The 23145-nt window shown below is 56.3% G+C and carries 16 protein-coding genes and 1 pseudogene; 9 read left to right on the top strand and 8 right to left on the bottom strand.

From position 1 onward, the window contains the following. Nucleotides 1-440: 440 nt before the first annotated feature. Nucleotides 441-1511, bottom strand: a complete 1071-nt coding sequence (locus tag LU671_RS16160) for a hypothetical protein (RefSeq protein ID WP_232856231.1) — start codon at nucleotides 1509-1511, stop codon at nucleotides 441-443. Beyond that, nucleotides 1508-3142 carry an AAA family ATPase gene (locus tag LU671_RS16155; protein WP_232856230.1) on the bottom strand — a complete coding sequence of 545 codons (1635 nt, stop codon included), beginning with the start codon at nucleotides 3140-3142 and terminating at the stop codon, nucleotides 1508-1510. Before LU671_RS16155 ends, LU671_RS16160 begins: the two co-directional genes overlap by 4 nt. 507 nt (nucleotides 3143-3649) lie before the next feature. On the opposite strand from LU671_RS16155, the gene LU671_RS16150 reads away from it, so the two are divergent. Further along, a complete protein-coding gene (locus LU671_RS16150; protein ID WP_028688843.1) occupies nucleotides 3650-3886 on the top strand; it encodes a hypothetical protein in 237 nt (78 codons plus the stop codon). Between the two features lie 76 nt (nucleotides 3887-3962). After that, nucleotides 3963-4271 (top strand): DUF3077 domain-containing protein, encoded by a 309-nt coding sequence (locus tag LU671_RS16145; protein WP_232856229.1) that lies wholly within the window; start codon nucleotides 3963-3965, stop codon nucleotides 4269-4271. 279 nt (nucleotides 4272-4550) lie between these two features. Here LU671_RS16145 and LU671_RS16140 read toward each other — a convergent pair whose 3' ends face one another. The 3 genes from LU671_RS16140 to LU671_RS16130 all read right to left on the bottom strand — a co-directional run bounded on the left by LU671_RS16140 (nucleotide 4551) and on the right by LU671_RS16130 (nucleotide 7698). Continuing rightward, on the bottom strand, nucleotides 4551-5300 hold the full coding sequence (locus tag LU671_RS16140; protein WP_232856228.1) for an FRG domain-containing protein: 750 nt from the start codon (nucleotides 5298-5300) through the stop codon (nucleotides 4551-4553). 275 nt (nucleotides 5301-5575) lie between these two features. Then, on the bottom strand, nucleotides 5576-6205 hold the full coding sequence (locus LU671_RS16135) for a hypothetical protein (protein WP_232856227.1): 630 nt from the start codon (nucleotides 6203-6205) through the stop codon (nucleotides 5576-5578). Nucleotides 6206-6348: 143 nt separating this feature from the next. Further along, the gene (locus LU671_RS16130; protein ID WP_232856226.1) at nucleotides 6349-7698 is read right to left on the bottom strand and encodes an ImmA/IrrE family metallo-endopeptidase; all 1350 of its coding nucleotides are present in this window, start codon (nucleotides 7696-7698) and stop codon (nucleotides 6349-6351) included. Between the two features lie 718 nt (nucleotides 7699-8416). On the opposite strand from LU671_RS16130, the gene LU671_RS16125 reads away from it, so the two are divergent. After that, nucleotides 8417-9775, top strand: coding sequence for a DUF4041 domain-containing protein (locus tag LU671_RS16125; protein ID WP_232856225.1), 1359 nt, complete (start codon nucleotides 8417-8419; stop codon nucleotides 9773-9775). 294 nt (nucleotides 9776-10069) lie between these two features. Here LU671_RS16125 and LU671_RS16120 read toward each other — a convergent pair whose 3' ends face one another. After that, nucleotides 10070-10807 (bottom strand): hypothetical protein, encoded by a 738-nt coding sequence (locus tag LU671_RS16120; protein WP_232856224.1) that lies wholly within the window; start codon nucleotides 10805-10807, stop codon nucleotides 10070-10072. A gap of 756 nt (nucleotides 10808-11563) precedes the next feature. Here LU671_RS16120 and LU671_RS16115 point away from each other — a divergent pair. The 6 genes from LU671_RS16115 to LU671_RS16090 all read left to right on the top strand — a co-directional run bounded on the left by LU671_RS16115 (nucleotide 11564) and on the right by LU671_RS16090 (nucleotide 20035). After that, on the top strand, nucleotides 11564-13261 hold the full coding sequence (locus tag LU671_RS16115; protein WP_232856223.1) for a hypothetical protein: 1698 nt from the start codon (nucleotides 11564-11566) through the stop codon (nucleotides 13259-13261). 63 nt (nucleotides 13262-13324) lie between these two features. Next, complete coding sequence (locus tag LU671_RS16110) at nucleotides 13325-14329, top strand: hypothetical protein (RefSeq protein ID WP_232856222.1); 1005 nt, start codon at nucleotides 13325-13327, stop codon at nucleotides 14327-14329. Between the two features lie 71 nt (nucleotides 14330-14400). Continuing rightward, nucleotides 14401-17160: a hypothetical protein gene (locus tag LU671_RS16105; RefSeq protein ID WP_232856221.1), complete on the top strand. Its 2760-nt coding sequence runs from the start codon at nucleotides 14401-14403 to the stop codon at nucleotides 17158-17160. Nucleotides 17161-17177: 17 nt separating this feature from the next. Then, on the top strand, nucleotides 17178-17447 hold the full coding sequence (locus tag LU671_RS16100; protein ID WP_232856220.1) for a hypothetical protein: 270 nt from the start codon (nucleotides 17178-17180) through the stop codon (nucleotides 17445-17447). A 14-nt stretch (nucleotides 17448-17461) separates the two neighbouring features. Beyond that, nucleotides 17462-18298 carry a hypothetical protein gene (locus LU671_RS16095; RefSeq protein WP_232856219.1) on the top strand — a complete coding sequence of 279 codons (837 nt, stop codon included), beginning with the start codon at nucleotides 17462-17464 and terminating at the stop codon, nucleotides 18296-18298. A 129-nt stretch (nucleotides 18299-18427) separates the two neighbouring features. After that, entirely contained in the window at nucleotides 18428-20035 is a 1608-nt protein-coding gene (locus LU671_RS16090) for a methyl-accepting chemotaxis protein (protein ID WP_232856218.1), read from the top strand. Between the two features lie 424 nt (nucleotides 20036-20459). Here the strand turns inward: LU671_RS16090 and LU671_RS16085 are convergent. Then, nucleotides 20460-20600 (bottom strand): annotated as a pseudogene (locus LU671_RS16085) (CopG family transcriptional regulator); the annotation flags it as partial. A 248-nt stretch (nucleotides 20601-20848) separates the two neighbouring features. Continuing rightward, on the bottom strand, nucleotides 20849-23086 hold the full coding sequence (locus tag LU671_RS16080; protein ID WP_232856217.1) for a TonB-dependent receptor: 2238 nt from the start codon (nucleotides 23084-23086) through the stop codon (nucleotides 20849-20851). Between the last annotated feature and the right edge of the window lie 59 nt (nucleotides 23087-23145).

Genomic DNA, 23145 nt, shown 5'->3' with positions numbered 1-23145 from the left:
CCCGGGAACATCCAGGGGCGCAACCAGCCCTATGTTGTCGACAAGAGAACACTTTTTATGTGCTCTGAATCGGACTTCCCTCTTCTCTGTAGTCCATTTCCGAAACATACTCCCGCCGCCTTTCAGCCATTGCAGCAGCCCCATCAGCCATCTAGTCTCGCCAAGTCGCCGCAAAATCGACGACACGGTTTTGACAGACCGTCCCCTGATATACGGATCATGTGCAACGCTCTATGGCGGCTGTGCGTGGGGCACTTCAGTGCGCCGAGTTCCGATATCCTCGGTCTGTCAACCCACGTACCGCTGCTACCCATTTAGCCACACAGCGCAGGTACGTCTATGCGACGACGATACTAGCGCGGATGGAGCTTGCCACTGCGCCCACCATTGGCGGGCTGCAGCGGCGTCTCTGGAATCCTTTCGAACAAAAACCACCGATACTAGTGAATGTTTAATACATTGTTTATATCAAACATTTTTACAATGTCTCTATTGTATTTCCCGTACGGCAAAGATAAAATTTCTTCTTTTTTCTTTATTACGCCAAAAGCGTTAATTAAATCTAATAATGCTTTAAACTCATCGGGAGCGCATGCAGGATTAGCAAGTAAGTGGGTCCTCTTGCTGAGAATATCAATGAGATCTGCTGTGCGCGCAAGCTTAGTGCCACCAGTGTAGCGCTCTTCTAGGCCTAAAATTCCAGCCAGTTGGTCAGGGAATGTACTCACATTAATGAGCTTGACCTTATCAATAGGCTCATTGTTAAGCACTGAGTGGTTCAGTTCGAATCTATAGATAGAATCAAAACACCGCTGATAGGGGTGTATGTGAGTGTCAATGTCAAAGATTTTACCCTCCTTAAATATCTGATTGCATGTTTTGCAAGAAGGGATGTGATTATAGAATGATAGCGCCAGGTAAGGGAAAGCGTGCTTCGGATAAAAGTGATCAATATCATAAAGCATCATGATTCTGCTTTTTGGCGCAGCCTTTGCGACTTTTATGATCTTTGCCGATTCATCGTTACAATACGGACAGGTTGCCTGCTCAAAAAGTAACTTTTGATAGCGTCTGTAGCAATGATCGCTGCCCCGATAAGACGTATAATTAAATACTCTTTTTAGTAGGAGGTCTCCAAACGGTTGTGACTTGGTATTGCCTTTGAGTATTACAAATAGATCTTCCTCGCGTAAGATACTTTGGGCTGTCGCTATTATTGATTTTAGCTGGCTAGGTTTTGCGGTAATGATATGCTTGAGATAAGCTGGGTCCTCTAGTAGTTCAACATACTTCAATTGTCTGGCAGCGGCATCGCCGCCAACCAGATTCACGTGCTTCTGACTTGAAACTAACGCCCTCAATCTTCGGGCTTTTGATGTGAGGGCGTGTTTGATCGGTTGCTTGAATCTATTGGCAGGATTCAAGTCGTTCCACATTTCCTCGACAATATCATCAAGAAGCTGGGGTACATCGGCGTACTTGGTCGACAAATGACTATTAATGCTTATCATTGCGCTTCGACCCGCTTGCGAATGTGAAATTTAATGACGTCATCATCAACCACAGACAGTGCAAGTCTGAGGCTTTCGGCATCCTGTTGGCTTAAATTTTTTTTGTCGAGAAGTTTAAATATTTCTCTCAAATAACCAGAGGACAGATTCCCGCTTCTTTTCTGGTTCAGCCCGAATGAATATTGGTAAATATCGTAAAGGTTGGCCGCAAATGTTTTGTGTCTACTTGCAATCTGGTCGCCACCCCCAATACAACTATCGTATTCATGATTTAAAATGACCACGCATTGGTTAGGCAGATCACTTATTAGAATCGGGGAGTGCGTTGTGAAAACTATTTGCACAGTTCCTTCGGAAAGTTCAGGTAGGCACTTTATGAGTCTTTCTACAAACTCCAGCTGCCATTCTGGATGTAGGTAGAGATCGCCCTCATCAATGCATATCAAGGTTGATTGCTTTCTATTGGTTGTGTATCTATAGCGATCCACACCATTCCATATCGAGCTAAATAGATTTAGATATGCTTTCTGACCCGAACTAACTCCCGACCAGCTAATTGAGCCAAATCTAAGAGATTGAATTATGCATGCCAAATGTCTGTACCAGAACGACTCGCTCGGCTCAAAGTCAATTGAAAATATAAACTTTTGCCCTTTGATGGTGTCGTCGATTTCGAATTTCATCTCATCAAGAAAGCTTTCTAGTTTAAATAGAATTGTCAGGGTTTCGTATAATAGAAAGTTAGAATTCCACGGGATCACATCGTTGTCGGAAGAATAGCACTCTCGTAGCTCTCCAATAAGTTCTTCGAGCTCTTGGTGCGGATTGCCATCTAAAATACTTAGCATGTGAGCGATGAGACGCTCATCTGGTACATCCCTTTCAAGCAAGACCTTTAGAAAACCCATCTGGATGGTTTGTCTCACTAAGTAAAGTTTTCCCCTGCCCCTATTTTTCTTTCGGGTTTCCGCTAAATAATTTAGAATTGGCACTACGGGTCCTTGCCTGGAGGTTTGGTTGTGTCGGGTGATAAATTTTTCAATTTTTATTTCAACCCTCGGCGGCGCTTGTAGCTCAAGCTTTTTAAATTCTCTTGAATGAAAAAATTCAACATCATTGATGAAGTCTGACTCTATTGAGTCTCGTAACCTGGCAAGAGTTCTAGGGTTATTTTTATTGTTCACAGAAACATCGGCAACCCCATCGCCAAAATCAATATAGTTTTTATCGAAAACATTAGAAAAGAATACTGCGTACATCTCCTTGTTGCTATCTATATCTGTCGATCTGCTGATTTCGAAGTTGGCAGTAATGGGTTGCTTTAAATTGCTAGAACAAAAGAAAGCCCCATTAACGCTGAAGACCATCAAGTATTCATGCCCGAGTTTTTCTCTACTGGTCAGAACGCGGCATATCAATTCTAGCGAATTCGTTTTTCCTGCACCGTTTATACCTAGCACTCCAGTGATGCTTGTTATGGTGTCGCCAAATAAATTGGGTATTGGGCTTTTCTCTACGCGCTGGAGGAAATTTCTTGAGCTATCAAATTTGAAGTCGAAATCATTAGAAAGGCAGATACCAAAATTTTCTAAATTCTTAAATTTTTTTACCCATATAAAACAAATCTGCATTAGGTCGTCCTTTTGATCTGGTATTACATGTATGACTTAGGTTGCGCGCTTTAAAAATTCATGGCGCAATGCCACGTTTGAAGGGGATTTTACCTGACATATACCTGACCGGTGAAAGCGCTGCAACGTATATCCGGTCCATCGTCAGCTTGTTCGAAAAGCTCGGTGTCGTCGTGGAGCAGGTGAGGGAGACCATAATCTACACAGGATCGGATTTTCCCTCTTCTCTGTAGTCCATTTCCGAAACATACTCCCACCACCATACAGCCCATTGCAGCAGCCCTATCAGCCATCTAGTCTCGCCAAGTCGCTACCAAACCCGCGACACGGCTTTGACAGGCCGTTGCTGATAGAAGGATTGCACGTTGTCGCTTATGGCGGCTGTACGTGGGGCACCTCGTGTGCGCCGGGTTCCTTCATCCTCGGTCTGTCAACCCACGTACCGCTGCCACCATTCTGTTTGACAGCAGGATCTTGGCGGTTCAATCCCGATGAAGGAGTGTAACCATGCTAAAGATCGTTCCTGACCCACCGCTACACGACAAGTACACCACCCACACCCTCGAAGACCTCCTGGTCCAGATCTCCGAATACCTCGTCTGCGCCCTGACCGTCAGCCAGCAGACCGTCTTGCTGCACGCCAAACCCCCAGGCCAGGTTTTGACCCTCGCCGCCATGCACGAAATCGACAGCGCCCGCACCCTGGTGGAAGTGGCGCTGAGTCGCGTGCAATCCCGTCATTGACCTGCCGAGCCCGGGCTCACAATTGATGTTCACCGATCAGGCCCCGCGCCGTTCGCGGGGCCGCAGGAGGAGTGGTATGGATAAGGAATTGCAGACCCCGCGCATCAGGAAACTCGCAACCACTGGCGTCGGGCATTTTGGCGAGGCTGGAGAGGAGGGCGGTCAAGACCCGCTGTTCCGTGTTGTGGCGGGCCATTCGATGGACCATGCGGTTGAGCAGGCAACCGTGCTGATGTGTGCAGTGCACAAGATCAGTGATCTGGCCATGGCGGAGACGGATCATCTGCCTACGCTGCTGACGGCGGTGCATTACCTCAGTGGCATGGCCAAGGCGCTGGCCCAAGATGTGAATCATGGGTTGATGGTGGGACGGAGAGCTGAGTAGGAATGCGGTGGCCGCTTCGGGGCGCTCGGTACCCGTGTCGCCTTCGAATCCGATTCCGAGGAGCCGACTTCCATTCAAGTCGGAGATAGTGCCAGGGCCAACGCCCTTCAAAAGAGCATAGTAGGGGGCCACAGGCCCCGCGCCCACAAAAAACTAGATAAGCCGCAAGGACGCGTAGCTTTCAGCGGCGAAAGTTGCTGTCGAGTTTAGTTTCTGCAAGCACTAAATCTAGCCGGGCGGGGTGCATTTGAGCTCCCCCCCGTGTGGTTGAAGCCCGCTCTAGCGATTTTCTGCACGCATAGCCAGAATTGCCCTGACCTCCGAGGATTTGGCATTGCCAGCTAATCCAGGGTAGATCCTTGAATGACTGAGGCCCATAGCATCAAGATCAGCCATTGCAGAGCCAGTTTCATCAACTGGTACAAGGTATTTTCTTAGGGCAGATTCATTACCCTCACGCTGCGCGACGTAGTCTTCGATTGAACGAGCGTGGTTCTGCAGGTATGTAAATTTCCCGTGCTGGTTTCGGATGCGTTCGTTACCGAAACTTGGGACATTAACGATCGAACAACCTGAATCGTCATTCCAGATATAGTGTGTTGAGTCCAGTACCCAAATAGCCACATTGGACTCTATTCGATTACCGTGTCGGATGTGCCCGCTAAACGCAAAGAACGCAGCTACGTAGGGGCTTTCGCTCCAGTCCAGTAATCGAGTGGGCAACCCGTGATGCTGTCCTAAGCTCAGCATCATCATCCGGTCATTTCGGACGTTTGGAGGCAGGTCTTCCTGCTCACACTCACGTATGAATCCCTCCAGGATGCTGTTAGCCACAGCAACCTTATTGGCGGGTAGACCTTCGTTATCTGCATACCAGCGGTCAAATGTGGAAGCCAGTTTCCAGGACTCACCGCCTTGACCTCGAAAAAGAAATCGGCCCTTTTGGAAGCTGCTTGCTGGAAAAAGATCACTAATAATCCTGATCTTGAAGTCAGCCCAGCTTTCGCATTCCACGGTTGTGACGTTCATTTCGATCCTTGAAGTGTGCCTATCGGAGAGCTGAAGGTAGCGAAGTGACATCTCTCTGTCCATCCTGAGTGAAAGTGCGAGGCTTATGCCTATCCACCTCGGTTGTCGTCGCACGCGATTCCGTATGCAGCTTTCAATCGCGATCGCAAACAGGTTCAAAACGACATGGATGAGCGGGGTTACTGACGTTTCTGAACGTTAGGCGCGGCGCAAAATGCATTGAGTTACGCTGATGGAAGCAGGCCCCACCATCACGGTGAGGCCAGTTCAGGGGCTTAACGGGACTTCGGATACCAGTCGCTTTTACCTGGGCTGATTTCGCCCGGGCGGTATCCATACCTGGCCTTTAACTCCGGTAGGAGGTCTGCGTACAGATGGCTCAGGGTGTCCAGAATCATGGACACGTAGAGCTCGAACGATGGATGCCTGCGCCAGTACTCGCCAGAGATCGCATTGTTTAGGGAGCGATCGAACCACCCACGCAGCGCCAACAAGACACCTTCGATGCGGGTCTCCAGGCTTTCGTTTGAGAGCGCTTGCTTCCTACCCTCAGACTTCATTTTTTCACGCTGCAAGAAGTTGGCCGGGAAATAGCCTAGAGCTTCACCTGCTTCATGCAGCTTCTCGTGTACTTCACGGTGAGCATCGCGATCTTCTTTGAGATCAGCTGCAAAGGTAAAGTCACAGAATGTACATTTGCTCGCACCATTACGGTCAGGTGAGATGTGCACATGGAGCATGAGCCATTGGTCATACCTGCGAGCGGCTTCGTGGTAGTTCCTGACGCCCAGTACCTGGACTGCTGCGATGTCTTGGCGCTGACTTAACTTGAGCGTGGGGTGAGCTTGCTTGAGCTCTTTGGCGAGGCGTTTGACTTGCTTGATGTGGCTGTAGGCAATTTGCATTTTTCAGCTCTGCAAAGGGCTGGCCTGGTGTCCACTACGAGGCAACCTGATGATGGTCAGGTTCGGTGTTTCAACTGTCACGATAGTGCTAAAGCTTCGCTGGCGTGGACTGCCGGCACCTACCGAGTACCGTGGTGCGGAGACTACCACTCTTGGCTTTGGCTAGCAATTTGCGGGAGGCCGAGAGGTGGCCTGTTTGATGTTCGGGCGTCAACCAATAGCCCCAAACGGCTCAAGCGAAGACGAATGGCTGTTTTTGATACGTGGAAGTGATGGCTCAGATTGTCTGAAACCAGTCGGAAGCTTCGGTAATTCCCAGGTTGGTGGTCGAGGTAGAGGAGACCGTGTCCTCGGTTTTGGATGTTGTAGATCACTGCGAGTAACGCGAGTCGTTCGAGCAGCCTCATGGTTGGCATCAACAGGAACGAAGCAAATGCATTGGCCTGCCACTCCAGTCGCTCCACGTCGGTTCTAGGTATTCGGACGCTATCGTGCTTCTCCATATCGCTCGCATGCAGCTGCTCACGCTTCAGATATGCACCGTGACCCAGATAGTAATGGCCTAACTCGTGAGCCAAGGTGAACCGGGCGAGAGGCGCATCCTTGTTGTCTGTGAAGATCTGGATCTCCGGAGGGGCGAATGAGATACCGCCCAAGGCCGATCTCGATGGCCCGCTGAAGATCACCTCTAGCCCACTACTCGTGCGCTCATGGTCAATTATTTTTTCCAGATCGACATGACCGCTGGTGTAGCCAGTGCGCTGTAGCACCTCTGTTGCCCTTTGCTCAATCTGCTGTAAGGAGAGGAACGCGACCCTTTGCCTAGTCGCAGGTTGACGCTGAATTAGCTGCTGATAGCCCGCGGTATCCTTTCCAAGCTCAGAAAAAAGATTTTGGAAAACACCTGCCAATGAATTCGTATAACCCTGAGGAGTGGCGGCGTAGGTAGTGTAGATTGCAGGCTGGAACGAGGGAGCAATGAGTGCATTCAGGATTTCAGTGCTCCTGCGTTCAGATGCGCTCACAGCGCCCATGAGAAGGGAGCGCGAGAGTTCCCAGGTGAAATTTCCCTCATCGAGGTGACGAACTACCGCCATGCCTTTGTTCCTGGCGAAATTCAGGGCACTAGCCTGGAATGCGCTCGCGGTGACAAACATGCCTTTGGCATTATGGCCGGTGACCTGACCAATCTTGGAGCTGAACTCCTCGACGTCATTGATCGGTATGGTGCTGCCGTAGTTCTTGCACTCGACCAGCATGATCATCGAAGGGGTATCAAATCCTGGACGCGTCACCTCGATGGAGATATCGAACACAATGTAGTCCTCTCGCTCTCGAGAGAAGTACTTCGGTTTTCGTTGGATAGTGGTGAACTGAGGAGCGAAGAAGAGGTTACCGGCCTCAAGCTCACGGCTGAGGTACTCGAACACCTTCTGCTCAAAGAGATCGCCTTTGTGGTACGTGCTGAGTTTCGGGGTTTCTAGGGACGTCATTTGGCTCTGCAGGCCTACTCCAGCGCATTAGCTCAGGTACAATAGCGAAAAGCCATGACTCATCCAAGCGCTGCTTGGAGAGGGATGAGAGGGAAGGGCTCTGGCACAGGTCAGGTGGCCCGGATCCACGGGACGATGCGATGCCCCGCACCCGGAATCTGTGGGCGATGTGATGTTTGGCTATCGAACGCATCGTAAGAGAGGGAAAAGGTATTTCCAGCCGCACCTTAGCCAGCCTAGGATTTTCGCAACCACTCGACATCGTCCATAAGATGAGCTCGACATGCTCGATAGGCAAGCTCACAACCACCGGCGTCGGGCATTTCGGCGAAGCAGGAGAGGAGGGCGGTCAAGACCCGCTGTTCCGTGTTGTGGCGGGCCATTCGATAGACCATGCAGTTGAACAGGCAACTGTGCTGAGGCAAGCCGGCTCCCACCGACCGCGCCGCTCTCAAGCAGACATGCGCCGCTCACGGCGCCCGGTCCGTTCACGGTGTGAATGCAAATAGCTTTTTCCCCAGACAGAGTGAAGCATCGGACACCGCAGACTTCGTGATGGCTTTATGATTTCACTCCGGTTACGCTCATTCTCGGCAGAGAAGAGGTGCAGTGAGCCAGTGCCATTAGGGCTTTGCACGACAAATCGTTGTAGGGCGTTGCGATACCTACCTCGTGCTTCTTCAGTCTATGCATTCGACTCAAAACGAGGAAGGAACCCATGTCGTTTAGTGACTATCTGAAAGGCCCGGCTCACCGACAGCGTGCTGAAGCTCTAGAAGCACAACTTGCGGAGCTTCTGTTACAGCATTCGCAACTGCAAGAGCTCGTTACGAAAATTGGCGCCATGGATGTAGTGGATGTCCAGAAACAGATTGAACAAGAGCAAGCGAGGCTGGCAGTTGTACGCGAGGAAACCCAGCGTTCAGAGAGGGAGTTGGCTGCACTTGCACAGCGCTCCACTGATCTGCAGGGGCAGATACTCGTATGGGAAGAGACGTTGCTCCTCGAAAGCTTTGCCCTCTATGAGCCTAAGTTCAAGCTGACAACCAGCCAGGAGTACAAGGCTCGGTTGGATCATATTCGTGATCGTCAAAAAGTCCTGATCAAGAATGGGCAGGCAGCCACCGGCAACACGAACTGGACGGTGAACAACAGCCAAACCCAAGGTCGTAAGCTCGTAAACGACATGATCAAATTGGTGGTTCGTTCATTCAACAACGAAACCGATGCCTGCGTGTCTAACGTGAAGTTTGACAATGTCGAGCTAGGTGAAAAGCGAATCCTCAAATCCTTTGAAGCTTGCAATCGACTAGGCAAGATCATGAGCGTAGAGATATCTGGAATCTATCTCGATCTCAAGCTCGATGAACTGCACCTTGCTCATGAATTCCAAATCAAGAAGCAAGAGGAAAAGGAAGAGGCCAAACGCGCTCGTGAAGAACTTCGAGAGCAGCAGAAGCTCGAGCAGGAAATTCGCGCGGCCCGGGAGAAAATTGCCAAGGAGCGGAAACACTTCACGACCGCAATGCGTGACCTTCAGGCTCGCCTTGAGCAAGTGCAATCTGATGAGGAGCGCTCAGCGCTGCTGGTGAAGTTGGCCGAGGTTGAGGCAGGGCGAGCCGAGCTCGAAAGCGAAGAAAAGCTCATTGATTACCGTGAGCAGAATGCCAAAGCTGGGTATGTGTATGTGATCTCTAACCTGGGGGCATTCGGGGAAGGGATTTACAAGATCGGCATGACTCGCCGGCTAGAGCCTATGGATCGAGTTGATGAGCTGGGTGACGCGTCAGTACCGTTTTGGTTCGACGTGCATGCAATGGTTTTCTCGAACAACGCTCCAGCATTGGAAGCGAAACTCCACGAGCATTTCGCATCTGGCCGGCTTAACAAGGTCAACGGGCGGAAAGAGTTCTTCCGAGCTGAGATTGCAGAGATCGAGAGGATCATCCGGGAAAATTACGATGCTGTTGTCGAGGTAACCCATGAAGCGCCGGCGGAGCAGTATCGTGAAAGCCTTCGCATGGCCTTACCCAAGCCGGCAATCCAGCAATCAGAGCGCATAACTGCGCGAAGCTAATTCGTGACCTGGGAAGAGTTGTAGCACTCAGGCAGTTGTCAGATCGATATGTTCATCAACAGAGCACGACTGGTGCAGAAGGTACGCACGAAAGGACGCTGTGCAGTTGTCGAGATGGCGCCGGCAGCTCGAGCGTGATCTGGCAGACGCAAACCACAGGTGATCGACCCAGAAGGTCACCTTCCACAATACGCGATTTAACATAATATACATTATGCGTATATTCGCATTGAGCACCACGCCCAGTGGGAGGCCAGATCTCAGCCTCCATCAAAGCCCTGATGCCAATCCAGCTCACTGGAACGTCAGTTCTTCCGGTACCCTATACCGACCACCGTCATAATCCAGATCGAACGTCTTCGTCGACGTACTGCTCTCGATTTCCTGACAGTCATCCTCGCCTTTGAGCACGCTCCGACTCCCAGTCGATATCTCGGTCACCCGCAGCCTGTTGAAGCCATCCTTGCCAGGTTTGCCAATCGCTAGCGTGCGTTTTGTCTCGCCGAACTCACCGGCGCAGGAACCATCCCATTCACCGTTGCCCTTGCTTACAACCAGGCCTCCCATGACCCGGCGCAACTGCGAGCCGTCGTTCACGTAGAGACTCAGTGTCTCGCTGCTGAACGGATTGACCCGCGACGAGCCTGTATGACGAATGCGCACGCCAAATGCCCGCTGCCCAGGCGCAACCTGATAACGCGCCGTGTCCAGCGTCAGGCCTGAAAACTGCACCGCGTCGGAGACGATCGCTGCCTCCTGGTAACTGCGAGCAATGATCTTGCCGCTGACAGCTTCGGCCACCAGGACATCCAGGCCATAATCGCCTTGCCCGTACTCATCGACGTTCATCATCACGGGCAAGGCTGCCAGGACCTGGCTGGCGTCTGCAGGATTGACCTTGCAGACCGCAAACTCGCTGGCGAGCTTCAAGGTTGGATGCAGGTGGTGGGCCCAGGTTTGCAGGTGCTGCGTGCAGTCGCCCCAGGCGATCATGGGGGCAAACAACAGCGGTAAGACGGTGAATCCACGCATGAAGGTGTCTCATTCCTTTGAAGGTTTTGCCAGGGTATGCGAGCTGGGCGAAAACTTCACATGATTGATGGGTAAAGGTGCCCTGCCCGTTTTTTTGATGATCATTAATTATAACTCAACTAAATATTCATTTAGTTGAGTTATATATGAAGACGCCAGACAACGTCATGCTCATCCCCTCACCTATCGGCTCTTGCAGATTCCGTCGAGGTCATGACCAGCAATGTGTCAAGACACGGGGAACGAGAACTTCCAGGCAAAGGACATTCTCCGTTCGTCGCTTGTCATGGAAAGCCAGGGCAGGTCCGGCTAACGTCTGATTGCTGGCTTATTGCCACCCGTCATGTAGAACCTCGGTAAAAATATCTGTGAAACACCGTGAACACATTGAAGTGTTCATTTCAGTTTGGTTGCTCTTCACCCAGGGAAGGAAAAATGACCAAGCTCTCGAGTCGATCACGTCACGCAACGGGCTTGGCAATGTCTGCCGCCAGCGTGCCACCCTCACCCATCGCAGCCGCTTGCCTCCACGTTTCATCCGACATTATCGGCTCGCAACTGATCAACGCGCCGCCGTTCGGCGAAGTGCGCTTCTAAGTCCATTACTCGTTCATCACAACGCAAGCAACGATGCTGACTGACCGTCGGCAGGTGACGTGTTGCCCCGGAGACATCGCGCTGTATTCGTACCCGCTCGTCCCTGGCTGCAAATTACCCAGACAGGGTTTCACTTCCCATGGAATCAAGGAAGCCATCATGAACATCCAAGTCGCAACAACCGCCAATAGCAGCCAGTCCAGTGATTTCTCCGGCATCCCGGTACAGATCACCAACCAGCTCAAGGTTCCCATCGACATCTACGATGTGTTCAACCCCGCCGCCAGCGGCCTGAGCGCGCCTTATGTCTACACCAAGCTCGGCACCATCGCCGCGGGCGCGACCGGGACCGTGACGACCATTCGACAGGTCGCGCAACTGGAGGCGATGTACACCGGTCCGATCGATGAACTGCAAAGCTGGTACTACTACCAGTTCCCGCTCAAATTCATGTCCGGCACTCAGTTCACTTTCGGCAATCCCCCGCCACTGAGCTACACCGTGGGCGAGAGCGACCGGCAGTCGATGATCCAGTCGTTTCTGTTCCACAAGTACGCAATGGCCAACCCTGATTCAGCACTGACCAAGAACCTCAACATCGCGTTGAAAAGTGGCGATGCTAACGCGATTAATACCTTTTTCGCCGGCACCCTGAACTTCAAGAACTGCACCTTGAGTTCATGGAACGCCGTCATGACCTGGCTTTCCATGTTCACCTCAGGCTGGCAAGGCCCCTACTACCTGTACGAAGCCGCGCCAAACCCATTGCCGCAGGGCTATGTACCGGCGCTTGTGGGAACGCTCAACATCGCCTCAAGTACCAGCAGCAACGCGGCAACGCTGACCCTGTGCACCCAGGACAGTAGCGGCAACCTGCAGCCACTTAGCCCGAAACAGACCTCCAGTGCGGTAATGGCCGGTGACGGTACGCTGACCGACCAGAACCCCGGCCAGGATGTGAGCCTGTCGCTGACGCCAGTGTGGATGAATGTGATCCAGACCACCATGGTCGACAACACCCCAACCACGAGCTACATCGCTGGCCCTACGCTTACCGGTACTGTAGCCGGCAGAAAGGTGGTTTCGACGCAGACCCTGATCCCTCTGCCAAGCAAGAGCGCAGGACAAAAACCGGCGGCAGGCTCCTCCAGCCAGACCTTCGGCACCATCTGCCAGGTGGTGGGCCTGATCGTGGGTCTGGTCATGCTGTACGAGATCGCCGAGAAACGCCTGAAAGGCCAGCAGAGCCAGGAAGAGCAAGCCAAATCCGATGCCAAGAGCGAGTCGGACTACCAGGATAAGGTGCAAGAAATCGAGAAGACCACGGCCAGCGACAATGCCGAGACCTTCAATGATAGCGCCGAGATCATCAGCCAGGACAGCGCGGGAGTGGCTGATGGCTATGCACAAACTTCGCAGGTCCAGCAGAAGGATGTGCTCACCCAGACCATCGAGAACGAAACTCAGACGTTCAACGAAGAGATTAATCAACAGCTGGAAGACGGCATGACGCCGACGCAGGACTTCGAAAACGCCTACTCGAGTGCGCAGCAGTCATTCGAGACGGCACAGCAGCAGATCGAACAGGGCAACCTCACGGATGCCAGCGCAACCATGGCAAAAGCGTCCACCTCGATGCAGGCCACCATCGAGCAGAGCGCTCAGCAAATGCAGAAGTCGGAGGTCGATGCGCTGCAGCAATCATCCGATGCCATTGAAGAAGCCACCCGCCAGGCCGACGCTCTCAACGAGGCCCAGGACCAGTACGAAGAAAACATGAACAACGAGGAAAACGACTCGGGTTTCAACGAAGAAGACACCACGCCGGAAACCGAAGAAATCCCCGACGCTCTCTGACCCGTATACCGCAACCGCCTGAGCGGTTGCGGCCTGTTCCCCCAAACGCAAAAGGATACGCGTATGATCATTTCCTGGTTCACCCAGCCCACTGACGCCAATGCCTCCTACTACCAGTACGACAGCGTCACTCAGCAGTTCTCCCGCATTCGCCTGGAACTTGGTCGCACCAGCATGAGCGGCAACAACGGCACTTTCGCCACCTACAAATCGCAACGCACGTTCGGTTTCTCCGACCAGCGCTACTCCACCCAGAACCCCGCTGATCACTGGAGCGTCAACGAGGACGGTAAGCTCTGCTACGACAAGACCGTACTGCGTGGCGTCCCTCCCCAAGTCGGCGATAAGGTTTACGACAGCAGCAATACCAATGAATTCGTCCATCGGGGCAACCCGGTCACCGACACGCCGGAACTGCCGGAAGGTATTTTGCCCAAACACTTGGCGCTGCTTGCCAACGAGGCGATGGTACAAAAAGCCCAAATCGATCTGACGCTCGGCACAGCCACGCAGGAAGCGCTGATCGAGGCCATCCAGAACAAGGTCTGCGGCATTCTCAAGGTCGATAATTTCGAGCAGGTCACCGATGACCTGATCCTGGGGAAACTGACTTCACAGATCGCTCAGATCGGTCAATCCGCAGGCAAGCAACAAGCGCAGACCTTGAACGAGGCTTTGGCCAAGAGTGCGCAGGTCAACGAGTGGATCGCCTCGCAGATGAATGACGGCCTGCTGACTCCCACAACGGAGTTCGAGAACGCCTTCGAGCAACTGCAACAAGCGGTCATCGATGCGCAGAGCGCCACCGGCCAGGCCAATCTGCAACAGGCACTGACTGAGATCAGTACAGCCCAGCAGCGGGTGGAGACGCTGATCGGCACCCTCGACGCCGAACAACATGCCGCTGCCGTGCAAGAGTTGAAAAACGCCTCGCAAGCGTTGGCCGAAGCCCAGACAAGTGCCAGCGAATGGCAAGAGATCAATGCCGAGTACGAACCGCTTGCCGAAGCCGAAAGTATCGAAGCGTACGAGCAGGAAATCGGTATAGAGGTCGAAGCCGCCGTTTGAGCACTGCTTCGATCAGGCCCGCCGCCTGAACGGCGGTGGGCACACCAGCCCCTGTTTCGCGGAGATCGTCCATGGCCAGTTACCCGCAGATCACCATCGACAACAAGCTCGCCGGACCGGTCTCGGTCTACGATGCGTTTGTCGACAACACCAATGACACGAGCCTCGCCAACTATTTTGGCACCCTGACCAGCCTAGGCAGTGTGGGCGCGGCAAACGTTACTGCCTTTACGCCGATCCACGGTCCCATTTCCACCTACATCCTCTATGACAGCCAGAACACGCCGGTCAAGCGTGTGTTCACCCTGGGCACGGCCCCGCAGACCTTCGAGGTGAACCAGGCGGACCTCGATGTCATCGCCACCACGCAGAACTTCGTAAAACTGATGCAGGACAGCCCAACCCACCCGCTCGTGCAGCAATTCAACGTGTTGATCAAAGGTGGCAAGAGCAGCGCCCAGGACGTCGATGCCTTCTTCAGGAACAGCGCCGACTATAGCACCTGCTCCTACATCTCCTACATGCTGGTGATGGTTGCCCTGGCGCGCACCCCGGCCACACGCAACCTGCCTCCCGACCAACAGCGCTACAGCTTGTCGACGCTGCTTCAATACATGGGCATCGATTGGCCTTCTGGCCTGCCGGATATCATCCTCTCGAAGTTCTTTTGCTCGCAGGCCAACCAGCGCATTCAGCTCGGTGGCCAGCTCACGCTCAGTGACATTACGTTTGACAGCGGCGTGCTAGACCATGTGTTGGCCATCCTGCCTTCGCCAACCCTCCGTTTCACCGTGGTTGTCGACCTGGAGCCCGGTCTTGCCGTGGGCAGCACGCAACTGCAGTGCCTGTTCGATAACCTGTCCATTCCGATTGGGGGCAGCAGCACGATCGAACTGGACAAACCCACGGTAATGCTGTCGCTCCTCCCCCTGTTCAAGTTCGTGGTATTCGAGATCAAGGCCATTATGCCGTTCTCGCTGTTCAACAGCCCGACCTTCAACGCAATCGCCGCGATGACTATCGACAACGTCGAGGCGGAAATCGGCGTGACTCTAGATGGCAACGACCATACCCTACTCACACCGCCAGGTATAAAGGGGCTGCATTTCGATCAGTTCGGCGTCGGCATGGGGCTGTTCTTCGAGCCGCCTGGCTTTGCGCTGGGTGTCCAGGGCAAGTTCCATATCGGTGAAGGCAACCAGGTGGTGCAGCTTGATGACGACACCTTCGCGGTGGTGTGCGCATTGCAGGGTGAGGTGCCCAATCCGTTGTATCTTGCCTTCTACGTGCCACAGTTGAGCCTCATGCAGGTCATCACCCTGTTCACCGACCAGGCCTGCAACATCGATGTACCGGTCCAGTTCAGCGACCTGTCATTGCATTGGGCGGAAAACCCGATGGAGCCTGTCACCCTGCCGGATGGCAGCCTCGCGCCGATGGGGTACGGGTTCAGCGCCGCGATGGATCTGTTTGGGCTCGGCTTCTACGCCGACCTGTCGATAGACCTGAATAACGGCGTGCAAGGCAAGGCCGAACTTGCACCCTTCTCCTTTGGCCCGGTGTTTTCCCTCAGCGGCGATGGCAGCGGCGTTAGCATCAAGGTCGATGCCAGCGGTAACCCGATTGCCAACAATACCATTCCAAGGTCAGCAGCAGCCAAACAGGCTATCGACCAGGCGACCAGTAAGCAATTGGTAGCGCCCGGTGGCGCACAGTTGCAGATCAGCACGTCGAACTCGCCCTACTTCAAGCTCGATGCCCGCCTCGCGTTTCTCGGTTTCCATGACAGTATCGACGCCACCATCGACAAGAACGGCATCCGTTTCTCACTCGACTACGGCGCCATCATTTCCGGCACGATGGCCTGCGTGTTAAAGGACTTCCACAACTTCAGCGGCCAGTTCGCCTACGGCCCCAACTTCGACATTCCACTGCCGACGATTGCCGGCCTGAGCCTGGGCCATATCAACCTGACCGCGCAGATCGACACTACACTGGGGCTGTCCACCTCCACCAGCAACCTGGTGTTCAGCGCTGCGGGTGGTTTCGACTTCGAGGGGCTCACCTGCACCATCGGCCCATTCGACCTTGACATCGACATCAGCGGGCTCAGTGACGTACTCGCGGCAATCGAGCACTGGGTACTGAACAATGTACAGCAGCTGTTCGCCGGCCTGCTTGGCGATGCCGGCAGATGGGCGCAGGCGGTCTACAGCAATGCGATCCTGCCTGCCGTTCAAGGCGCCGAGTACGTAGTCAATGTGCTGAAGAATGCTTTCGGCAAGACGCTTGATGAAATCGGTTACTTGCTAAGAGGGTCGACGTACGCGCTGGATGAAGTTGCGAATGCTCTGAGGAGCACCTTCGGTGCCGCAGCCAGCGATGTCGCGGGCGCACTGACTACAGCGTACCAGGCGACCGACCAGGAGGTGGCCAAGGCCCTGCAGGCGGCCGGCTATGCTGCCGATCAGATCGCCAGTGCGCTCAAATCGGTCTTCGACCTCACGGGTAACGCGGCTGCAACCGTGCTCAATGGCCTGGGTTATGGCGCCGACCAGGTCGCCAGCGCGCTGTCCACGGCCTATGGCGCTTCTTCCCAGGCCGTGGCCTCCGCGCTGCGCGGGGTCGGCTACGGGGCCGAGGCGACCGCCCGTGCCTTGAGCGACGTCTTCAACCTTGCGCCCGATGCGGTCAATACCGTTCTGCAGGGCGCGGGCTATGCGGCGAGCGAAGTGGAGAGTGCCTTCAACACAATAGGAGGAGCGTTCGCCAGCTTTGCGCAAAGCACGTGGGATACCGTGACACATTACGCCGACCCATCGAACTGGTAGGGGAACAGGTTATGTTGATGAGCAATAGCGATGCCTTGAATTCGTTTGTCCGGAAACTCCAGGACCCGGCGTTCTTCGCCAAGGTCGGCCCCAGTTTCGCCTTGCTCGCCCCCGGCGACTGGCACGGGCTGCTGCGCTGGAGCGAAGCACTGGGCTACAGTTTCACGTTGGCGGAACTCCATGCATTGTGCTTGGACAACCCACAAATCCTAGAGCCGTTGGCAGGCTCGGAGCACTTGCGCAACTGGAGCCAGGTCAGCCTCACGCAGCTCGCCAAAGGTCTGTAATGGCGTCGCCGCACATGCCTCGACTACAGTTGCTGGGGCAGCACCTCGCTGCCCTGCCAGGTCTGCGCCTGGAATGTTCGTGGCGGCTGCTGGACGGTCGCCTGCAAACCCGCCCCAAGCCCATGTTCTGGCTCGGGGCGGCCCACCGTCACAGCCGCGTCGACTTCGACCGGCTGCACGGTCTACTGTCAGCCCTGGAGTGCCCGTCGGCTTGGCTCGAACTGCACCGACAGTACTCGGTCACTTCACGCTATCAAGGTGTCGCGGTCGACCTTGACGCTCGGCACAATCGCGGCACGCTATTCATGCACTACCGCGATGAAACCGGCGAGCGTCGCCTTGGCCTTGCCTGGGATGGCGACAACTTGCAGCGCAGCGAATACTGCAGTGCGCGCCTGAGCCAGTCGGGCGAGCATCACCGTTTGCTACATCAGGTGCATGCCGTTCATCGCGACCTTCTAGCAGCGCTGCTGCGCGATACGCGGTTGCTCGACCAGGGCGGCTATTGGGTACAGCACCGTCAGGGGCAAGCTATCGAAATCTACTTGACCTACCCTTGGCATCCATCGTCAGGTCAACTCTGGCAGCCGTTTGACACCCGATTGCTGGCACGACTACCTGACGGTTGGCAACGCCACCAGGAAGTACTCATTCGCCATATCGGCTTCAGTTGCCAGTCCGTCGCCGAGCCGACGCTGACCTTCTATACACCGCTACCACGCCCTGACGTCTGGCCAAGCAGCCAAGCGATGCTGGAGCGTGGACTCTACACGCCAACGCAGGCGGACGCCGCTGGGGCCAACGGTCACTGCCCATTGACGGCTATCAAGGAAGACAGCTCCGGTCGATAGCCGCGCGACCGTAGCGCCAGAAGTTCGATCCGCTACACCGTTGCCTCGCATCATAGAAAAATCTGCAGCGACGGCGAAAAACACCCAGCAATCTATGCTCACCAGACCTACCTCATGGAGCCGTTCGAAATGGACATTCGCCAGAAAACCATCGGGTTCGGTCTGGTCAGCATCCTCGCCGCGCTGTTGCTCGGCGGTAGCGGCCTGCTCGCCGAGCATGACCAGAACCAGGCACTCAAGCGCAGCGAGGACAGCATGGCCGCCCTGCGCAATCACATGGAAGGCGACATGATGCACGACGCACTGCGTGCCGACGTGCTCGCCGCCCTGCTGGTCAAGCCGGACGACGTTGATACCGCCAACCAGGTGCTGGCCGACCTCGACGAGCACGCCAAGTGGTTCCGCAGTGTCGTGCAGAGCAATCTCGAGCTGCCCCTGGACACCGATCTGCACCAGGCGATCAGCGACCTGGGCCCGTTGCTGGAGCAGTACATCGCCAGCGCCACCTCGATCATCCAGCTGGCGTTGAAGTCGCCCGAGCAGGCACAGGCGCAGTTGCCGGCCTTCGTCGCGGCGTTCAAGGAGCTGGAGCAGCGCAACAGCACCCTCAGCGACCTGATCGCCGGCAACGCCGACAAGAGCCGCGAGCAGAGCACCGCCACCCTGCACCAGGGCATCGCCGTGCTGGTCGGCGGGATGATCCTGGCCACCCTGGTCCTGGCGCTGTGCACCGTCCTGCTGCTGCGCTCGATCCTGCGCCCCCTGAGCCAGACCATGGCGGTGGCCGAGCGCATCGCCCAGGGCGACCTGACTACTCAGATCCAGGTCCATGACCGCGACGAGACCGGGCACCTGCTGCGCTCGCTGGCCGACATGCGCGACAGCCTGGGCAACATGATCAAGGCGATCCACGAAGAAAACCTGCTGCTGCGCGAGGTAGCCGATGAACTGGGCCAGGCCTCCAGCAGCCTGGTGGAACGCACCAGCCAGCAGTCCGACAGCGCCGTGAGCATGGCCTCGGCTACCGAGCAGATGATCGCCAACCTGGCGCAGATCGCCGAACATGCCCGGGATGCGCAGTCCATTTCCGGTCAGTCCGAGCGCCTGGCCAGCGACGGTGGCGAAGTCATCCTCAGCGTAGTCGGCGGCATGCAGGGGATCGACGAGGCGGTCAATCGCTCCTCCGAAACCATCACTGTGCTGGGGCAAAGCTCCGAGGAAATCTACTCGATCATCCAGGTGATCAATACCATCGCTGAGCAGACCAACCTGCTGGCCCTCAACGCGGCCATCGAGGCGGCTCGCGCCGGCGACGCCGGACGCGGCTTCGCCGTGGTGGCCGACGAGGTGCGCGGCCTGGCCGGGCGCACGGCGCAGTCGACCCGGGAAATCGCCGACATGATCGAGCGCATCCGTCACAGCACCGGCAATGCCGTGGACAGCATGCAGACTGGCGTCACCCGGGTACGCGCCGGGGTGGAGCTGGCCACCCAGGCCGGCGCGTCGATCCAGCAGATTCGTGAAGGGGCGCGCCGCGCCGCCTCGGTGGTCGAGGAGATCTCGCAGACCATCGGCGAGCAGACCAAGGCCAGCCAGGAGGTGGCGCAGCAGGTCGAGCTGATTGCCCGCATGTCGCGGGACAGTACCGACACCACGCGGCAGCTGGCCTCGGCGGCGCAGCGGTTAGGGGAGATTGCCCAGGGTATGCAAGCGAGTGTGTCGCGGTTTCGGGTGTGAGGGGGCTGCGGGGTGTCCGACAAGAGAGTTGCAGCGCTCTTGAGATCGAGCGCCACCCGCGCGGCGCATCGCGACACAAGGCCGCTCCTACATCTGTTTCGGGCCAGTCAATCCTGTGCCATTACCGGGTCCGTCTTGTTGGTATGACGCGGTTTCAGCGTGGGCACCACTGGCGCCTCACCTGTCTCAAGGCAAGCGCCAAGGCGGGCAACCATAGCCTGACAGGTTCGGCACGTTGCAAAAAATGTAGGAGCGGGCTTGTCCCGCGATGCGCCGCGCGGGCGGCGCTCGATCTTGTAGGCGCTGCAAGACTATCGCCAAGCACTTGGTGACCACACGCCTGGCACCGGCTATGCCGGTGATCGCGGGCCAAGCCCGCTCCCACGCTGATGATGCTTGTCAACTTCGAACCCTGTACGAGCGGTTATGCGTCACCGTGCGGCGCTGGTAATGGTGTGTCCGTGCCGAGGCTATCAACCCAGGCCTGAACGGCCTGATGATCAATCACACAGTCAGTATCAACATCCGCCAGTGCTTCCAATGTTAACCGCATGTGTTCTTTTTCATTGGCCAAGATTGAGCAGGCTTTGATACGAGTCACCATGATCGGATCTCCTCAGTAGTCGGGCTGAAACTGACCGCCCGCTCATGAACACCTTCACCAGTGCTCCATTTTGCAAGGCCGTTCAGCAGTTTGATGCAAAAGTAGCAAATGGTCATCCAGCGTCCATGGGCTGCAGAGCCTGGCACCGGCTGCGTGGTGATCGCGGTGCAAGTCGCACCGCCCCTCCCACGTAGCCAGTGCTGGTCTGGCTAGAAATCCACCGAGGTAGAGAACAACAACGACCGCGGCGTCCCCAGCCCACCGGACAGGCCACTGCCATCACCGCCGTTCCACGAACCGATCCAGTAGGCCTTGTTGGCCACGTTCTGCACGGTGGCGCGGAAAGTCACCGGTTTGTCCGAAATCTTCAGGCTGTAGCGGGCGCCCAGGTCGAAGATGGTGTAGGACGGCAGCGACAGGTTGTTGGCATCGGTGGCGTAGCGCCGGCCGGCATAGTTGGCGTTACCGGTCAGGGTCAGGCCGGGGAGCGCGCGCAGGTCGTACTCGACGCCGAGCTTGGCCAGCACCTTGGGCACGCCGGTGGCCTGGTTGCCTTCGTTTTCCTTGCGTATCGACTTGGTCAGCTCGGCCTTGGTGTAGGACGCACCGCCCAGCAGGCGCAGGCCCGGCTCGAGCTCGCCGAAGAACGACCATTCCAGGCCACGGTTGCGCTGCTCGCCGTACACGCCGTAGATCTGCGTGGCCGGGTCGGTATAGGCGCTTGGTTTCTTCACCTGGTAGACACTGACCGTGTGGGCGAAGGTGCCCAGGTCGAGCTTGGCGCCCAGCTCGTACTGCTTGGTCTGGTACGGCGCCATGATCGCACCCGCGTTTCGCGCGTTGTCCGGCGCAATACCGCCCTGGCTCAGGCCTTCGATGTAGTTGCCGTACAGCGACAGCTCGTCGGTGACCTTGACCAGCAGGGCCGTGGCCGGCGATACACGGCTTTCATCGTAGGCCTTGGAGGTGCGCTGGTGGTTGCCGTCGTAGTTCGACGCTCGCACGTTCTGGTGACGTGCGCCCACGGTCCACTGCACCTTGTCATCGAGGAACGACATCGTGTCGAGCAAGGCTTCGCTGCTCAGCCGGGCGCGCATGCGCGAGGTGACATTGCCGTACTCGCCGATCTCCGGGCGCGGGCCGTAGTCCAGGTTGTAGTAGTTGGTGAGGATGCGCGTCGGCAGGCGCTTGTCCTTGAAGCTGTTCTCGGAGTCGTAGCGGGTGGCCGCCAGCGACCAGGCGTGGTCCACGGGGCCGGTGGCGAAACGCCCGCGCAGGCCGACTTCGCCAGACTTCTGCTCGCCATCACGGGCCGAGCGGATCGGCGTGGCGGAGATGTCGCCGGCATCATTGAGCAGCATGCCGCTGGTCATCAGCGCGTTGTAGCCCCCTTCCCTATGGCCCCAGCCGGCAAAGGCGGTGAGCGAGTCGTTGAGGTCGTACTCGCCGCGCAGCACCACGGTGTCGGTGTCGTTGACGGTGTAGCCCCACTCCGGAGCCAGCGAGTGATCGCCCTTCTTGGCCTTGGGCAGGTGGGTCACCCCGGGGCTGATCGAAGAGATGCCGAAATAGTTGACCCCGTCCATGCGCTCGCGCTGGTGGTAGTAGTCCAGCGACGCCCTCGCCCGCTCGCCGCGCCAGTCCAGGGCCAGCGACGACAGCTGCATGCGATGCTGCTGGTCGTCCACCGGGGTGTCGCCGTCGCGGTAGACGCCGTTGAAGCGCACGCCGAACTGCTTCTGGTCGCCGAAGCGACGGCCGATATCGGCATGCATGCCGGCCAGGCCGTCGGACTCGTAGGAGGTGGTCAGCCGGGCCAGGGGCTCGTCGCCGGCTCGCTTGGGCACGATATTGATGCTGCCGCCGACGCTGCCGTCAGGCGGCATGCCGTTGAGCAGCGCCGACGGGCCCTTGAGCACTTCGATGCGCTCGGCAAGCTCGGTGGAGCCACGCATGTTCGGCGCCATGCTCGGCAGGCCGTTGAAGGTGATGTCGTTGCCGGTGCTGTAGAGGCCACGAATGAAGAAGGTTTCGAAGATGCCGCGCTTGCTCGGCACGTAGACCGACGGATCGGTGGCGCCGATCACCGAGCCGATGTCCTGGGCTTGGCGGTTCTCGATGTATTCCTTGGTGTAGCTGATGGCATTGAACGGCGTTTCGCTGAAGTCCTTGTTGCCCATCAGCCCGAGCCGGCTGCCTGAGCCGACCTGGCCACCGGCATATTCCGGCGGCGGAGCGCCGAGGGCGTCGCGGGTGTCCTGTACCAGTGTTTCCGGCAGGGTCAGGCCCTCTTCCTTCACATCGGGGGTCTGTTGCTGCGCCGAGGAGGTGGGGCGTGGCGGTTGCGCGAAGGCATTGCCGGCAAGGGTGGCCATGCCCAGCAGCAGGGCCATGTGCAAGGCCCTGCGGGGCAGGTTTGGGGCCTTGGGGTATTGCAGTGGCGACATGAGGGGTTCCTTCGGGACGGAATGGTAATGTTTCTCATTAGTCATTCCGTACGAGGCGG

Origin of the sequence: Pseudomonas sp. NMI760_13, assembly GCF_021283245.1 — a bacterium.
Taxonomy (GTDB): domain Bacteria; phylum Pseudomonadota; class Gammaproteobacteria; order Pseudomonadales; family Pseudomonadaceae; genus Aquipseudomonas; species Aquipseudomonas peradeniyensis.
Note: the sequence above shows the minus strand (reverse complement) of the source record. Positions and strands in the feature narration are given on the sequence as shown.

Coding starts and splice junctions, on each gene's coding strand:
- LU671_RS16155 (WP_232856230.1), bottom strand. CDS start 3,142: ATGCAGATTTGTTTTATATGGGTAAAAAAATTTAAGAATTTAGAAAAT.
- LU671_RS16120 (WP_232856224.1), bottom strand. CDS start 10,807: ATGCGTGGATTCACCGTCTTACCGCTGTTGTTTGCCCCCATGATCGCC.
- LU671_RS16095 (WP_232856219.1), top strand. CDS start 17,462: ATGCCTCGACTACAGTTGCTGGGGCAGCACCTCGCTGCCCTGCCAGGT.
- LU671_RS16110 (WP_232856222.1), top strand. CDS start 13,325: ATGATCATTTCCTGGTTCACCCAGCCCACTGACGCCAATGCCTCCTAC.
- LU671_RS16145 (WP_232856229.1), top strand. CDS start 3,963: ATGGATAAGGAATTGCAGACCCCGCGCATCAGGAAACTCGCAACCACT.
- LU671_RS16090 (WP_232856218.1), top strand. CDS start 18,428: ATGGACATTCGCCAGAAAACCATCGGGTTCGGTCTGGTCAGCATCCTC.
- LU671_RS16130 (WP_232856226.1), bottom strand. CDS start 7,698: ATGACGTCCCTAGAAACCCCGAAACTCAGCACGTACCACAAAGGCGAT.
- LU671_RS16080 (WP_232856217.1), bottom strand. CDS start 23,086: ATGTCGCCACTGCAATACCCCAAGGCCCCAAACCTGCCCCGCAGGGCC.
- LU671_RS16160 (WP_232856231.1), bottom strand. CDS start 1,511: ATGATAAGCATTAATAGTCATTTGTCGACCAAGTACGCCGATGTACCC.
- LU671_RS16105 (WP_232856221.1), top strand. CDS start 14,401: ATGGCCAGTTACCCGCAGATCACCATCGACAACAAGCTCGCCGGACCG.
- LU671_RS16100 (WP_232856220.1), top strand. CDS start 17,178: ATGAGCAATAGCGATGCCTTGAATTCGTTTGTCCGGAAACTCCAGGAC.
- LU671_RS16135 (WP_232856227.1), bottom strand. CDS start 6,205: ATGCAAATTGCCTACAGCCACATCAAGCAAGTCAAACGCCTCGCCAAA.
- LU671_RS16150 (WP_028688843.1), top strand. CDS start 3,650: ATGCTAAAGATCGTTCCTGACCCACCGCTACACGACAAGTACACCACC.
- LU671_RS16125 (WP_232856225.1), top strand. CDS start 8,417: ATGTCGTTTAGTGACTATCTGAAAGGCCCGGCTCACCGACAGCGTGCT.
- LU671_RS16115 (WP_232856223.1), top strand. CDS start 11,564: ATGAACATCCAAGTCGCAACAACCGCCAATAGCAGCCAGTCCAGTGAT.
- LU671_RS16140 (WP_232856228.1), bottom strand. CDS start 5,300: ATGAACGTCACAACCGTGGAATGCGAAAGCTGGGCTGACTTCAAGATC.